The sequence below is a fragment of the Streptomyces sp. DSM 118878 genome (genome assembly GCF_052936595.1).
The window spans coordinates 6,343,627-6,357,789 of record NZ_CP193622.1; the positions used below are offsets into that span (position 1 = coordinate 6,343,627).

The 14,163-nt window shown below is 72.1% G+C and carries 11 protein-coding genes; 7 read left to right on the plus strand and 4 right to left on the minus strand.

The annotated features are described in order from the left end of the window. Nucleotides 1–4 precede the first annotated feature (4 nt). From rimO to ACRAKF_RS28280, 5 genes are all read left to right on the plus strand, one after another. Nucleotides 5–1,486 (plus strand): 30S ribosomal protein S12 methylthiotransferase RimO, encoded by a 1,482-nt coding sequence (gene rimO, locus ACRAKF_RS28260; RefSeq protein ID WP_447040349.1) that lies wholly within the window; start codon nt 5–7, stop codon nt 1,484–1,486. After that, the gene (pgsA, locus tag ACRAKF_RS28265) at nt 1,483–2,163 is read left to right on the plus strand and encodes a CDP-diacylglycerol--glycerol-3-phosphate 3-phosphatidyltransferase (protein ID WP_447040350.1); all 681 of its coding nucleotides are present in this window, start codon (nt 1,483–1,485) and stop codon (nt 2,161–2,163) included. The genes rimO and pgsA overlap by 4 nt, the downstream gene beginning before the upstream one ends. 47 nt (nt 2,164–2,210) lie before the next feature. After that, nucleotides 2,211–2,873, plus strand: a complete 663-nt coding sequence (locus ACRAKF_RS28270) for a CinA family protein (protein WP_447040351.1) — start codon at nt 2,211–2,213, stop codon at nt 2,871–2,873. Nucleotides 2,874–2,982: 109 nt separating this feature from the next. Then, nucleotides 2,983–3,357 carry a helix-turn-helix domain-containing protein gene (locus ACRAKF_RS28275; RefSeq protein WP_055529762.1) on the plus strand — a complete coding sequence of 125 codons (375 nt, stop codon included), beginning with the start codon at nt 2,983–2,985 and terminating at the stop codon, nt 3,355–3,357. A 289-nt stretch (nt 3,358–3,646) separates the two neighbouring features. Continuing rightward, entirely contained in the window at nt 3,647–4,117 is a 471-nt protein-coding gene (locus tag ACRAKF_RS28280; RefSeq protein WP_447040352.1) for a Dps family protein, read from the plus strand. 433 nt (nt 4,118–4,550) lie between these two features. On the opposite strand, the gene ACRAKF_RS28285 is transcribed toward ACRAKF_RS28280, so the two are convergent. The 4 genes from ACRAKF_RS28285 to ACRAKF_RS28300 form a co-directional block, all read right to left on the minus strand. Then, complete coding sequence (locus tag ACRAKF_RS28285) at nt 4,551–5,369, minus strand: SDR family NAD(P)-dependent oxidoreductase (RefSeq protein ID WP_447040353.1); 819 nt, start codon at nt 5,367–5,369, stop codon at nt 4,551–4,553. A gap of 32 nt (nt 5,370–5,401) precedes the next feature. Then, nucleotides 5,402–6,250: a DNA-formamidopyrimidine glycosylase family protein gene (locus ACRAKF_RS28290; protein WP_447040354.1), complete on the minus strand. Its 849-nt coding sequence runs from the start codon at nt 6,248–6,250 to the stop codon at nt 5,402–5,404. Between the two features lie 158 nt (nt 6,251–6,408). Beyond that, nucleotides 6,409–11,115 carry an ATP-dependent helicase gene (locus tag ACRAKF_RS28295; protein ID WP_447040355.1) on the minus strand — a complete coding sequence of 1,569 codons (4,707 nt, stop codon included), beginning with the start codon at nt 11,113–11,115 and terminating at the stop codon, nt 6,409–6,411. A 261-nt stretch (nt 11,116–11,376) separates the two neighbouring features. Beyond that, a complete protein-coding gene (locus ACRAKF_RS28300; RefSeq protein ID WP_447040356.1) occupies nt 11,377–12,351 on the minus strand; it encodes a hypothetical protein in 975 nt (324 codons plus the stop codon). Nucleotides 12,352–12,429: 78 nt separating this feature from the next. On the opposite strand from ACRAKF_RS28300, the gene ACRAKF_RS28305 reads away from it, so the two are divergent. Together ACRAKF_RS28305 and ACRAKF_RS28310 are read left to right on the plus strand one after the other, a co-directional pair. Then, nucleotides 12,430–12,624 (plus strand): DUF3046 domain-containing protein, encoded by a 195-nt coding sequence (locus tag ACRAKF_RS28305; protein WP_447040357.1) that lies wholly within the window; start codon nt 12,430–12,432, stop codon nt 12,622–12,624. A 104-nt stretch (nt 12,625–12,728) separates the two neighbouring features. After that, nucleotides 12,729–14,003, plus strand: coding sequence for an AI-2E family transporter (locus tag ACRAKF_RS28310; RefSeq protein ID WP_447040358.1), 1,275 nt, complete (start codon nt 12,729–12,731; stop codon nt 14,001–14,003). Nucleotides 14,004–14,163 lie beyond the last annotated feature (160 nt).

Here is a 14,163-nt window from a genome sequence, read left to right on the forward strand (position 1 = left end):
GAACATGCCCGAACGCCGCACCGTCGCCCTTGTCACTCTTGGCTGCGCCCGTAACGAGGTGGACTCGGAGGAGCTCGCAGGCCGCTTGGAGGCGGATGGCTGGCAGCTCGTCGAGGACGCCGCGAACGCGGAAGTCGCCGTCGTCAACACCTGCGGCTTCGTCGAAGCCGCCAAGAAGGACTCCGTAGACGCCCTCCTCGAAGCCAATGACCTCAAGGGCCACGGCAAGACCCAGGCCGTCGTCGCGGTCGGCTGCATGGCCGAGCGGTACGGCAAGGAGCTCGCCGACGCGCTGCCCGAGGCCGACGGAGTGCTCGGGTTCGACGACTACTCCGACATCTCCAGCCGCCTCCAGACCATCCTGAACGGCGGCAGCGTCGAGGCCCACACCCCCCGCGACCGGCGCAAACTCCTGCCGATCAGCCCGGCCGAGCGCCAGCTGGCCAAGGCGGACGTCGCGCTTCCGGGCCACGCGGACGCCGAGGCCCCCAAGGACCTGCCCGAGGGCGTCGCGCCCGCCTCCGGGCCGCGCGCGCCGCTGCGCCGCCGCCTCGGCTCCAACCCCGTCGCCTCCGTGAAGCTGGCCTCCGGCTGCGACCGGCGCTGCTCCTTCTGCGCCATCCCGTCCTTCCGCGGCTCCTTCATCTCGCGGCGGCCCTCCGACGTGCTCGGCGAGACCCGCTGGCTGGCCGAGCAGGGCGTCAAGGAGATCATGCTCGTCTCCGAGAACAACACCTCGTACGGCAAGGACCTCGGCGACATCCGCCTCCTGGAGACGCTGCTGCCCGAGCTGGCGGCCGTCGACGGCATCGAGCGGGTCCGCGTCAGCTACCTCCAGCCCGCCGAGATGCGGCCCGGCCTCATCGACGTCCTCACCTCCACGGAGAAGGTCGCCCCGTACTTCGACCTCTCCTTCCAGCACTCCGCGCCCGGCGTGCTGCGCGCCATGCGGCGCTTCGGGGACACCGACCGCTTCCTCGAGCTCCTCGGGACGATCCGCGCCAAGGCACCGCAGGCCGGCGTCCGGTCCAACTTCATCGTCGGCTTCCCCGGCGAGAGCGAGGGCGACCTCGCCGAGCTGGAGCGTTTCCTCACCGGCGCGCGGCTGGACGCCATCGGCGTCTTCGGGTACTCCGACGAGGAGGGCACCGAAGCCGCCACGTACGCCGAGAAGCTGCCCCAGGACGTCGTCGACGAGCGGCTCGCGCACATCGCGCGGCTGGCCGAGGAGCTCACCTCGCAGCGTGCGGAGGAGCGGCTCGGGGAGACCGTGGAGGTCATGGTCGAGTCCCTCGACGAGGAGGACGGGCCGCTCGGCCGGGCCGCGCACCAGGCCCCGGAGACCGACGGCCAGATCCGCCTGACCGGCGCCGCGGCCGCCGACGGCGGGGCAGGCCTGGAGGTCGGCCGTATGGTCGTGGCAAAGGTCGTCGGCACGGAGGGCGTGGATTTGGTGGCCGAGTGTCTCGGGGAGGCCGGCAGATGACCGGAGTCCCGGCATCCGCGTCAGGCGGCTCCGGCGCCCAGGGCGCCGCGGGCGCCACGCCGGTGCGGGGCGGAAAGCTGGGGGCCGCGGCCGTCAACCAGGCCAGTCTCTGGAACGTGGCCAACCTGCTGACCATGGCCAGGCTGCTCCTTGTGCCCGGCTTCGTGATGCTGCTGCTCGGCAACGGCGGGTACGACCCGGCCTGGCGGTCGTTCGCCTGGGCCGCCTTCGCCGTGGCCATGATCACCGATCTCTTCGACGGACACCTGGCACGCACGTACAACCTGGTCACGGACTTCGGGAAGATCGCCGACCCGATCGCCGACAAGGCGATCATGGGCGCCGCGCTGATCTGCCTGTCCTGGCTCGGCGATCTGCCCTGGTGGGTGACCGGGGTGATCCTCGGCCGCGAGCTCGGGATCACGCTGCTGCGCTTCTGGGTGATCCGTTACGGAGTGATCCCGGCCAGCCGCGGCGGCAAGCTGAAGACACTGGCGCAGGGCACGGCCGTCGGGATGTACGTCCTGGCGCTGACCGGGCCGCTCGCCACGCTGCGGTTCTGGGTCATGGGCGTCGCCGTGCTGCTGACCGTGGTGACCGGCCTGGACTATGTGAAGCAGGCGATCGTGCTGCGCAGGCAGGGCCGGGCCGAGGAGCGCCGGGAGGCCGAGCAGTGACGTCGGGAACTGCGGGAGCGTCGGGAACCTCGGGAACCCCGGGAGCGTTGGGAAGGTCGGGAGCCTCGGAAACCCCGTCCCCGGTCGGCGCGAGCGAGCTGGTGCGGCTGCTGGCCGCACGCGGCGAGACGCTGGCCGTCGCGGAGTCGCTCACGGGCGGGCTGGTGGCGGCCGAGCTCACGAGCGTTCCGGGAGCCTCCAAGGTCTTCCGGGGGTCTGTGACCGCGTATGCCACGGACCTGAAGCGGGATGTCCTCGGCGTCGACGGCAAGCTCCTCGACGAGCGCGGAGCCGTGGACGCGGAGGTCGCGCGGCAGATGGCCCACGGCGTACGCGGGATGCTCGGGGCCGACTGGGGGATCGCCACCACCGGGGTCGCGGGCCCGGACCCGCAGGACGGCCAGGCCGTGGGGACCGTCTTCGTGGCGGTCGTCGGGCCGGCGGCCGTCGCGGACGGTGGTCAAACGCGACCGGAAGTCACTGATGCGGGGCTGGATCAAGCCGTAGGCCGGCCCGGGACGGCGCGGACGGGCGGTTACGCCCTCGGCGGACCCGGCGGGAATGTGGCCGCCCTGCGGTTGAACGGTGACCGGGCGGAAATCCGTAGGGAAAGTGTACGGAGCGTGCTCACGCTGCTCCTTCAGCGGCTCTCGGACGAACGGGGCGGGTACGGGCGGGCACAGGATACGGAACAGAACGGGGGGAATTGATGTTTGCAGCCCTGAGTGAACACGACATCGCTCCCCGCACGGCCGCCGCGCAAGGCGGTACGGTGGGGCGTGAAGGATGCGGCTACGCGGTCCGAGGAGGGAGCCACCGATGATTCTGCTCCGTCGCCTGCTTGGTGACGTGCTGCGTCGGCAGCGCCAGCGCCAGGGCCGTACTCTGCGCGAAGTCTCCTCGTCCGCCCGAGTCTCGCTCGGCTATCTCTCCGAGGTGGAGCGGGGGCAGAAGGAGGCATCCTCCGAGCTGCTTTCCGCGATCTGCGACGCGCTTGACGTACGGATGTCCGAGCTCATGCGTGAAGTGAGCGATGAACTGTCGCTCGCCGAGCTGGCTGAGTCTGCTGCGGTCACGGAACCGGTGCGCGCGCCGGTTCGCCCGATGCTCAATTCCGTCTCCGTGGCCGGTGTGCCACCGGAACGGGTGACGATCAAGGCGCCCGCCGAGGCGGTGGACGTCGTCGCGGCGTGACGTGTGACGCGTGATGCGCGATGCATGACGCCGAGCGCCATGTGCGTGTGAAGGTCCCGACCGGGTACCCGGTCGGGACCTTTCTTTTTCCGGGAAAGGCACGGACGGACGAAGGTCCCGTGTGGATTTCTCCCGACGGGACAGGAGATACGTCGAAGGGTCGAATTGGCCTACACAGCCGAATTGGCCTACTTATGCCATGGTTGCCATGGTTGTGACGGTTTCTCTCGATCGCTGATGATCTCGTTCGTCGATGATCTCTCGATCGCTGATGACTTGGAGGAGACAGATGTACGTCACCAAGAGCCCGCTGTCCGACGCGGACCAGAAGACGGTCGCGGAGGCGCTGCAGGGCGCGCTTGTGGACCTGGTGGACCTGTCCCTCGTGGCCAAGCAGGTGCACTGGAACGTGATCGGTCCGCGCTTCCGTTCGGTCCATCTGCAGCTCGACGAGGTCGTGGACACCGCCAGGCAGCACTCCGACACCGTGGCGGAGCGCGCCTCGACGCTCGGCATCTCGCCCGACGGGCGTGCGGCGACGGTGGCGCAGAGCAGCGGTATCGGCAAGATCCCCGAGGGCTGGGTCAAGGACTCGGACGCCATCGGGGTGCTGGTGGACGCCCTCGCCGCGGTGATCACGCGGTTCCGCGAGCGGGTCGAGACGACGGACAAGCCTGACCCCGTCACGCAGGACATCCTCATCGGCATCACGGCGGACCTGGAGAAGCATCACTGGATGTTCCAGGCCGAGAACAGCTGAGATGTTTCGCGGGGGGTGACGCCTTGGTGGTGTGCCGCCGTGAACACGAGGCCGGCGGCGCGCCCTCCCAAGGGTGAGGGTGGCAGGGTGAGGGTGGTGGTACGCCCTCGCGAGGGATGGTCCCGGGGACTAGCGTCGATCTCGCGCCGAGCGGGAGGTGGCAGCCGTGATATCCGTGAGCGGGACCGTCGCATGGCGGGCGATACGTTGGGCGCCCGCTCTGGGGTTCGGTGCACTGTGGTGGTGGGGCGTGCTGCGCCTCGCCCTCGCCCCCGACGCCGGGGCCCTTGAGGGAGTGGTCGCCGCCGGGGGGTGGGGATTGAGTCTGCTGCCGGTCCACTGCGTGCCGGAGGCCAAGGCCGTGGGGGCGCGGGCCTGGCGACGGCGGGAGCGTGGGCACCGTGAGCGCGAGCGGGGGCGCGGGGGATCGGAATCACCACGGCATGGCGACGCCGCCGTTGGGGCGGAGGATCTGGCCGGTCGTGAAGGCTGAGGCGTCGGACGCCAGGTACAGCACCGCGTGCGCGATGTCCTCCGCTTCCCCCACACGGCCCAGCGGGGCCATGCGTTTCATGATCTTCTCGGTACTTGCCTGGGCCTCGCGGTCGTGGCGGTCGGTCATGGGGGTACGGACCCAGCCCGGAGCCACGGCGTTGACGCGAATGCCGTGCGGGCCGATTTCCGTGGCCAGGGTCTTGGTGAGCTGCACCACCGCGGCCTTCGCCACGCCGTAACAGAGGAGACCGGGGGCGCCGGTGTCTATGGCTCCGGAGGCCATGGTGATGATGCTGGGGCCGACGGGGGTTCTGGGGGCTGCTTCGGTGGTGGCTTCGGTGGCGGCTTGGATCATGGTGCGGGCCGCGGCCTGGCAGGCGTACAGGACGCCCTTGAAGTTGATGTCCAGGACGTGGTCGAGGTCCTCGACGCGGGTCTCCAGGACCGGGCTGCTGTGCATGACACCGGCGATGGCCGCCATGATGTCGAGCGCGCCGCGGGGCGCGGTGGCCGCGGCGCTCGTGACGGCGTGATCGACCTGGGCCTTGTCGGAGACGTCGAGCTGGTGGGTGTGGGCCAAGCCGCCCGCCGCCTTGATGAGCGTGGCGGTCTCGTGGAGCCCCTGCGGGGCGACGTCGGCGCAGTGGACGGTGGCGCCCGCCTCCGCGAGGAGCAGGGCCGACGCCCGGCCGATGCCGCTGGCGGCGCCGGTGACGAATGCGGTGCGTCCGGTGAGGTCGTACGCCGTGACGGGCATGACGGGACGGTACGACCGGAGCTGACGAGGCGTCAACTACCGGTTCGGGCGGTTCCTTCGGTCCCCTCGGGGGCCGGACCCCGCTGACAGGTGGGGCACCAGTACGTGGGGCGGCTGCGGGAGCCGTCGCCCTGCTCGGCCAGGCGGATGGGGGTGCCGCACCGCAGGCAGGGGCGGCGCGCGCGGCCGTAGACGTAGAGGCGGTGGCCGGGGCGCGCACGGCCGGTGGCGGTGAGGCTGGTGGTGGTGCGGCCGGGCTGGTTGCGGTTCACCTCAAGGAGCTTCTTCGACAGGGCGGGAACGTGGTGCGCGACCTCCTCCGTCAGCTCGCCCACCGTGGTCCACGGGGTGACGCCCAGGAGAAAGCAGAGCTCGCACTTGAACACATTGCCCACGCCCGCGAAGACCCGCTGGTCGAGAACCGCCTCGCCGAGGGCGCGGTCCGGTTCCGCCAAGAGGTTGGCCAGCGCCAGCTCGGGGTCCCAGTCCGGCCCGAGGAGGTCGGGACCCAGGTGGCCCACGGCCTTCTCCTCGTCGGCGGTGCGGAGCAGTTCGAGTACGGGCAGGCGGTACCCGACGGCGGTGTGCTCGGCGTTGCCCAGGATGGCCCGGATCTGGTGCGCGGGGCCGCCGCTCCACCGCTCGCCCGGGGCGAAGACCCGCCAGGAGCCGTCCATGCGGAGGTGGGAGTGCAGGGTGAGCCCACCCTCGATACGGGTCAGGAGGTGCTTGCCACGCGGCGTCACGTCGAGGACGGTACGTCCGGTGAGGTCGACGGTCGCGAGCTTGGGCACGCGGAGGTCGGACCGCGTGAGGGCATGCCCCGCCAGGGCGGCATGCAACCGCTGAGCTGCCATGTAGACGGTATCTCCTTCGGGCATGCGTCAAGGGTGGCATGGCGGGGCGGTCGGGCGTGGGGCAGCGACCGCGGGAATGGTTCGGGGCGGTCATCGTGCGGGGCGAAAAGCCCTCGCGCCTCGCCCCGGGGCCCACCACTCCCGCGCCTCGCCCCCCGCCACACCCCGCCCGGCACACCCCCCTATGCCCGCAGCCGCAGCCCCCGAGGTGTGGCGTGGAAGCCTGCTCCTTCCAGGAGGGGGGCGAAGGGGGAGGTCAGGGCGGCTTCGGCGTTGATCCGCTCCACCGTGACCGTGCCGAGGGCGCCCGCTCGGGCGGCTGATGCCAGGGCCTCGGTGGCGGCCTGGAGGCGCGGGTCCCGCGTGACCGGCTCCTCGGGTGAGGCGGGCCAGGCCAGGAGGGTCTTGCCGCCGCGCTCCATGTAGAGCGTCAGGTCGCCGTCGACCAGGACGACGAGGGAACCCGCCTTGCGGCCGGGCTTGTGGCTCGAACCCGTCGGAGGCTCGGGCCAGGGAAGGGCTGCCCCGTACGCGTTGGCGGGGTCGGCGGCGGCGAGGACCACGGCTGACCGGGCGTCGGAGGAGCGTGTGCCGTCCACGCTCTCTCGGGAGTTCGCCGTGGCGCGCAGGCGGTCCACCGCGCCGTCCATCGCGAACTGGGCGGCGCCGAGCCCCTCCACCACATAGCCCCGCCGGGCCTGCCCGCTGTCCTCGAAGGCGGACAGGACGCGGTACGTGGCCGAGAAGCCGCCCTCGACACCCTCGGCCGCCACGGCACCCCGCGTGACCACACCGTGCCGGTCCAGCAGGGTGCGCGCCAGGGCGTGCGCGCGCAGCGTCGGGTCGGGCTCGCGCGGGGGCAGCAGCGACCAGCGGCCCGCCACCGTCGGGGGGCCGGAGCGGGAGACCGCACGGGCCGCCCCCAGGCCACCGGAGCGGGCGGCGGCGGTGAGGCTGCCGTAGCGCCCGCGCGGGACGTTGCGCTTGGCGCGGTGAGCGGTGGCGCCCGCGGTACGGCCCGAACCGAGCAGGGAGCGCATCGGCGTGAGCGTGTCGTTAGTGAGCCGGCCCGACCAGGCCAGCTCCCAGATCGTGTCGGCCAGTTGCGGGTCGGACGCCTCCGGGTGCGTGGTGGCACGGACCTGGTCGGCGATCTGGCGGAAGAAGAGGCCGTACCCCCCGGAGAGGGTGTCGAGGACCGACTGGTGCAGGGCGGTGAGCTCCAGCGGGTGCGGCGGCGGCAGGAGCAGCGGCGCCGCGTCGGCCAGATAGAGGGAGACCCACCCGTCCTTGCCCGGCAGCGACCCCGCCCCGGCCCAGATCACCTCGCCGGCCGTGGTCAGTTCGTCGAGCATGGCCGCGTGGTACCCCGAAACGCGTGACGGCAGCACGAGCTTCTCCAGCGCGGACGCGGGCACGGTCGCGCCCTGCAGTTGCTCGATGGCACGGACCAGACCGTCGATGCCGCGCAGCCCGTGCCCGCTCAGGTGCTGCCACTGGGGCAGGAACTGGGCGAGCGCGGGGGGCGGCACCGGTTCCAGCTCGTGCCGCAGGGCCGCCAGGGAGCGGCGGCGCAGACGGCGCAGCACCGTGGCGTCGCACCACTCCTGGCCGATGCCCGCCGGGTGGAACTCTCCCTGTACGACACGCCCGTTCGCCGCGAGGCGTTGCAGCGCGCCCTCCGTGACCGCGGCTCCGAGGCCGAAGCGGGCGGCGGCGGCCGCGGTCGTGAACGGGCCGTGCGTGCGCGCGAAACGGGCCAGGAGGTCCCCGAGCGGATCCTTGACCGGCTCGGTGAACGCTTCGGGGACGCCCACGGGCAGGGCCGTGCCGAGGGCGTCGCGCAGCCGGCCCGCGTCTTCGATCGCCGCCCAGTGGTCGGCCCCCGCGACCCGGACCCGGATGGCCCGGCGGGCGGAGGCCAGCTCCTCGGCCCACTCCGGCTCGGCGCCGCGCTCGGCAAGCTCGCCCGCGGTGAGCGGCCCGAGGAGCCGCAGCAGGTCCGCCACGCCCTCGGAGTCCTTGATCCGGCGGTCCTCCGTACGCCACTGAAGCTCCCGCTCCAACTCCGCGAGGACGTCCGCGTCGAGGAGCTCGCGCAGCTCCGCCTGGCCGAGGAGCTCCGCCAGCAGGCGGGAGTCCAGGGACAGGGCCGCCGCGCGCCGCTCGGCGAGGGGGGAGTCGCCCTCGTACAGGAACTGCGCCACGTACCCGAACAGGAGCGAGCGCGCGAAGGGGGAGGGCTCGGGGGTGGTGACCTCGACGAGGCGGACACTGCGGGACTCGATGTCGCCCATCAGTTCCGTGAGACCCGGTACGTCGAAGACGTCCTGGAGGCATTCTCTGACCGCCTCGAGGACGATCGGGAAGGAGCCGAACTCGCTCGCCACCTCCAGCAGCTGCGCGGCGCGCTGCCGCTGCTGCCACAGAGGCGTGCGCTTGCCCGGGCTACGGCGGGGCAGCAGCAGCGCGCGGGCGGCGCATTCACGGAATCGCGCGGCGAACAGGGCGGACCCGCCGACCTGATCGGTGACGATCTGGTTGACCTCGCCCTTGTCGAAGACGACGTCGCCCGCGCCGACGGGGGCCTTCTCCGCGTCGTATTCGACGGAGGGCGCGGAGGGGTCCTGGTCGAGCAGGTCGAGGCTCATCAGGTCGGCGTCCGGCAGCCGCAGCACGATGCCGTCGTCGGCGTGCATGACCTGCGCGTCCATGCCGTACCGCTCGGTCAGGCGGGCGGCCAGGGCGAGGGCCCACGGGGCGTGCACCTGGGCGCCGAAGGGGGAGTGCACGACGACCCGCCAGTCGCCCAGCTCGTCCCGGAACCGCTCGACGACGATCGTGCGGTCGTCCGGGACGTGCCCGCAGGCCTCGCGCTGCTCGGCGAGGTACGCCAGGACGTTGTCGGCGGCCCATTCGTCGAGTCCCGCGGCGAGCAACCGCACGCGCGCGTCCTCCTTGGCGAGGGCGCCGACCTCCCTGAGGAAGGCGCCGAGAGCGCGGCCCAGCTCCAGCGGTCGGCCCAGCTGATCCCCCTTCCAGAAGGGCAGCCGGCCAGGGACGCCGGGGGCGGGGGAGACGAGGACGCGGTCGCGGGTGATGTCCTCGATGCGCCAGGAGCTGGTGCCGAGCGTGAAGACGTCGCCCACCCGGGACTCGTACACCATCTCCTCGTCGAGCTCCCCGACGCGGCCGCCGCCCTTCTTCGGGTCGGCGCCGGCGAGGAAGACCCCGAAGAGACCGCGGTCGGGGATCGTACCTCCGGAGGTGACCGCGAGGCGCTGCGCGCCCGGCCGCCCGGTGATGGTGCCCGCGACGCGGTCCCACACCACGCGCGGACGCAGCTCCGCGAAGGCGTCGGAGGGATAGCGGCCCGCGAGCATGTCCAGGACGGCCGTGAACGCGGACTCCGGCAGCGAGGCGAAGGAGGCGGACCTCCGCACCACGGTGAGAAGGTCGTCGACCTGCCAGGTGTCGAGCGCGACCATCGCCACCAGCTGCTGAGCGAGCACGTCCAGGGGATTGGCCGGGATGCGCAGCGACTCGATGGAGCCGGTCCGCATCCGCTCCGTGACGACGGCGGCCTGCACCAGGTCGCCCCGGTACTTGGGGAAGACCACGCCGGTGGAGACCGCGCCCACCTGGTGGCCCGCCCGGCCCACGCGCTGCAGCCCGGAGGCGACGGACGGCGGCGACTCCACCTGGATGACCAGGTCGACGGCGCCCATGTCGATGCCGAGCTCCAGGCTGGAGGTGGCGACCACGGCCGGCAGCCTGCCTGCCTTCAAGTCCTCCTCGACCTGGGAGCGCTGTTCCTTGGAGACCGAGCCGTGATGGGCACGGGCAAGGATGGGCGGGGCGCCCTTGGCCGCGCCGGCCTCGGCCATCAGCTCCGCGGGGGAGTGGTCCTCGGGGAGGGCCTCACCGGTCGCTCTCTCGTACGCGATTTCGTTGAGGCGGTTGCACAGGCGCTCGGCCAGGCGGCGGGAATTGGCGAAGACGATCGTCGAACGGTGCGCCTGGACGAGGTCGGTGATGCGCTCCTCGACATGCGGCCAGATCGACGGTCGCTCCGCCTGACCGCTCCCGCCCGTGCCGTCGCCCGCGTCGGCGGCCGGGGAGCCGCCCAGCTCGCCGAGGTCCTCGACGGGAACGACCACGGAGAGGTCGAACTCCTTGCCCGAGGGCGGCTGGACGATCTCGACCTTGCGCTTGGGGGAGAGATAGCGGGCCACCTCGTCCACCGGCCGCACCGTGGCCGACAGGCCGATGCGGCGGGCGGGCCTCGGCAGCAGCTCGTCGAGCCGCTCCAGGGACAGTGCCAGGTGGGCGCCGCGCTTGGTGCCCGCCACCGCGTGCACTTCGTCGAGGATGATCGTCTCGATGCCGGTGAGCGCTTCCCGCGTGGCCGATGTGAGCATCAGGAAGAGCGATTCGGGTGTCGTGATCAGGATGTCCGGCGGGCGGGTCGCCAGGGCCCGGCGCTCGGCGGCCGGGGTGTCGCCCGACCGGATGCCGACCCGCACCTCGGGTTCGGGTCGGCCGAGGCGCACGGACTCCTGGCGGATACCGGTCAGGGGGCTGCGCAGATTGCGCTCGACGTCGACCGCGAGCGCCTTCAGGGGTGAGACGTACAGGACGCGGCAGCGCTTCTTCGGGTCCGCGGGCGGCGGGACCGAGGCGAACTGGTCGAGCGCGGCCAGGAACGCGGCCAGGGTCTTGCCGGAGCCCGTGGGCGCGACGACCAGCACGTCGGAGCCCTCGGCGATGGCCTTCCACGCGCCGGTCTGGGCGGAGGTGGGCGCGGAGAAGGCCCCCGCGAACCAACCGCGGGTCGCGGGGGAGAAACCGTCGAGGGCGCCGTCGGCGCCGGACGCAGAGCTGACCATGCCCTCCATCGTGCACCCCGCCACTGACAACGGCGCTGACCTGCGCAACCGGCGTTCCGCGGCGGCGCGTCCGCCCCGCCGGGAGAACGGCACCTGCCGTCGCGGCCAGTAACCCGCGCCCGCCGCGCCACAGGCACGGCCCGTGCTCTCCGGCCCTGGTCGCCGGGCTTCGCCTCCGTCACCACCCCCGCGGGCGGGCACCGCGTCCGTCGCTACCGCCGCTGCGGCGCTGCCCCGCCGCGGGATGCGCAGAACGCTCCGTCAGCCGATGGTCCGTCCGTATGCCCGGAGCGTGAGCAGGGCCTCGATGGTCACGATCGGGCGGGATTCCAGGGCCGGGCCCGGTGCCCACTGCCGCCACCGGACGGGCCAGCCGCCGTCCTCCTGCTGCTCCCGCTCCAGGAAGTCCAGCGAGCGCCGCATCTCGGCGTCCGTGAACCACGCGCGTGCCAGCGATTCGGGCGTCCTCGCGAAGTCGTGCGCGAAGTGGTGCTCGCCCGGCGCGTACCCCGAAGACACCGGGTACGCGTCGAGGTCCGACGGATCGAGCGCCGCGAGGCGCTGCTCCCGTACGAGACGGCCGAGCCGGTCGGCGGCCGCCCGCGCGCGCGGACGGTCGGGTACACCGTCGAGGAAGGCGACGGCGGCATGGACCTCGTAGGGATGGGTCTTCTCCAGCGACTCGACGGCCGCCCAGCAGAAGTCCGTGGCCCGGAAGAGCCATGCGTGCCACACGTCGTTGCGGTGCAGGAGACCCACCACGGGTCCGGTGGCGAGCAGCTCGCCGGGCGGGTCGTCGACGACGGGAACAAACGGTGCCGCCGGGTAGCCCCGCTGGCCGGGATGGATCGCCGGGAGCGCGCCCTCGGGCGTCGACACGGAGGTGAGGTAACGGCACACGCGGTCCGCCCGCTGCCCGCCGCAGCGCCGGATGGAGTCCAGGACGCGCAGCGCGTGCCCGGCGTGCAGCGGCTGGCTGACGGGGCCGCGCAGGTCGGGTTCGAGCCCGTGGGCGTAGCCTCCGTCCGCGGTGCCGTACGCGTTCAGAGCGGCTTCCACGGCGTCCGCGGTCTGTTTGCCGTCCCCACCGGCCGCCCCCGGGGCGAAGTGGTGTGCGAACCGTCGCTGTTCGAGGACGCGCGCGGTGAGCCAGATGAAGTGCTCGGCTCGGGCGACCGGGGGGAGTGCCGTATCGGGGTGTGGCACTGGGTCGGGGGATGCTCCGGTTTCAGCCATGGACCGACCGTAGGGCGGAAAGCGTTGTCGGTGAGCCCCCTGCGGCGGGCTGCACTCCCAGAGCGGGATACTGGAGGCATGCGGTTGACGGTCTTCTGGCAGCGGATGGCGGAGCACTTCGGAGCGGGGTACGCCGACTCCTTCGCGCGTGACCACGTGATGGCGGAGCTCGGCGGCCGTACGGTCCACGAGGCGCTGGACACGGGCTGGGACGCGAAGGACGTCTGGCGTGCGGTCTGCGCGGCCATGGACGTACCGCCCGAAAAGCGCTGAACACGGACGGTTCTGTGCCGCCAGGGGGCGCAACGCGCGCGTGAGCCAGCACCAAGACGCGGGGGTGGCGTCCGAACCCCCACGGCGTGGGCGAGACTGACCCCGTGGCACCCACAGACGAGACCGCGCAGGTCATCAAGGACACCGCTTCCCCCGGCACGACGCCGCCCGCACAGCCCCCCGGCGAGGCCGAGGCAGGGTTCGGCGCCCGCATGCCGCGGTGGCTGCCGCGTGCCATGGTGCTCGCCCTCGCGCTCATCGCCTGCTTCCAACTGGGCAGCTGGGCCTTCCACCAGCTCACCGGGTTGTTGATCAACGTGTTGATCGCGTTCTTCCTGGCGCTCGCGGTCGAGCCCGCGGTGAGCTGGATGGCGGCCCGCGGGCTGCGCAGGGGCTTCGCGACGTTCATCGTCTTCATGGGCGTCGTGATCGCGAGCGCGGGCTTCGTCACCTTGATGGGCTCGATGCTCGCCAGCCAGATCGTGGACATGGTGGAGGACTTCCCCGACTACCTCGACAAGGTCATCAGCTGGACGAACCAGACGTTCCACACGGACCTCTCCCGTTTCGAGGTCCAGGACAGCCTGGTCCACTCCGACTGGCTGCGTAAGTACGTGCAGAACAGCGCCAGCGGTGTCCTCGACGTCTCCGCGCAGGTCCTCGGCGGCCTCTTCCAGCTCCTGACGATCCTGCTGTTCTCGTTCTACTTCGCGGCCGACGGGCCGCGGCTGCGGCGCGCGCTGTGCTCGGTGCTGCCGCCGGCCAAGCAGGCCGAGGTGCTGCGTGCCTGGGAGATCGCGGTCGACAAGACCGGCGGCTATCTCTACTCCCGCGGTCTGATGGCACTGATCTCCGGGATCGCGCACTACATCCTGCTCCAGGCGCTGGACGTGCCCTACGCGCCCGTGCTCGCCGTGTGGGTGGGTCTGGTCTCCCAGTTCATCCCCACGATCGGCACGTATCTGGCGGGCGCCCTGCCGATGCTGATCGCCTTCACGGTCAACCCCTGGTTCTCGCTCTGGGTGCTGATCTTCGTCGTGGTCTACCAGCAGTTCGAGAACTATCTGCTGCAGCCCAAGCTCACCGCCAAGAGCGTGGACATCCATCCGGCGGTCGCCTTCGGCTCAGTTATCGCGGGGACGGCGCTCCTCGGAGCGGTGGGCGCACTCGTCGCCATCCCTGCCATCGCGACCCTCCAGGCCTTCCTCGGTGCGTACGTGAAGAGGTACGACGTCACGGACGATCCCCGGGTGCACGGGCACCGGCGCCGGGGCGGGCCGCCCCTCGTCGAGCGCATGCGGCGCGCCCTGCGGGGGCCGAACCGACCAGGGGCGGCGGCGGAGTCCGAGACGCGGCCGAAGCCGGACGAGCGGCGGTAGAACCCCGCTCTACGGGCACGCCGGCCCCTGCGGGAGGGGCGGCGTGCCACGCTTGACACCGAAATCGAACATCCATTCTCATGGGTTGTCCGACGGCGATTCTCCGCAGGTGGGCAGGGAGAACCCTGGCAGGCCCCGGAGGATTTCGGTGAGGGATGGC

What these genes read in the sequence shown, in the direction of transcription:
- rimO (WP_447040349.1), top strand. Translation starts at nt 5, where the DNA reads ATGCCCGAACGCCGCACCGTCGCCCTTGTCACTCTTGGCTGCGCCCGT.
- pgsA (WP_447040350.1), top strand. Translation starts at nt 1,483, where the DNA reads ATGACCGGAGTCCCGGCATCCGCGTCAGGCGGCTCCGGCGCCCAGGGC.
- ACRAKF_RS28275 (WP_055529762.1), top strand. Translation starts at nt 2,983, where the DNA reads ATGATTCTGCTCCGTCGCCTGCTTGGTGACGTGCTGCGTCGGCAGCGC.
- ACRAKF_RS28280 (WP_447040352.1), top strand. Translation starts at nt 3,647, where the DNA reads ATGTACGTCACCAAGAGCCCGCTGTCCGACGCGGACCAGAAGACGGTC.
- ACRAKF_RS28285 (WP_447040353.1), bottom strand. Translation starts at nt 5,369, where the DNA reads ATGCCCGTCACGGCGTACGACCTCACCGGACGCACCGCATTCGTCACC.
- ACRAKF_RS28290 (WP_447040354.1), bottom strand. Translation starts at nt 6,250, where the DNA reads ATGCCCGAAGGAGATACCGTCTACATGGCAGCTCAGCGGTTGCATGCC.
- ACRAKF_RS28295 (WP_447040355.1), bottom strand. Translation starts at nt 11,115, where the DNA reads ATGGTCAGCTCTGCGTCCGGCGCCGACGGCGCCCTCGACGGTTTCTCC.
- ACRAKF_RS28300 (WP_447040356.1), bottom strand. Translation starts at nt 12,351, where the DNA reads ATGGCTGAAACCGGAGCATCCCCCGACCCAGTGCCACACCCCGATACG.
- ACRAKF_RS28305 (WP_447040357.1), top strand. Translation starts at nt 12,430, where the DNA reads ATGCGGTTGACGGTCTTCTGGCAGCGGATGGCGGAGCACTTCGGAGCG.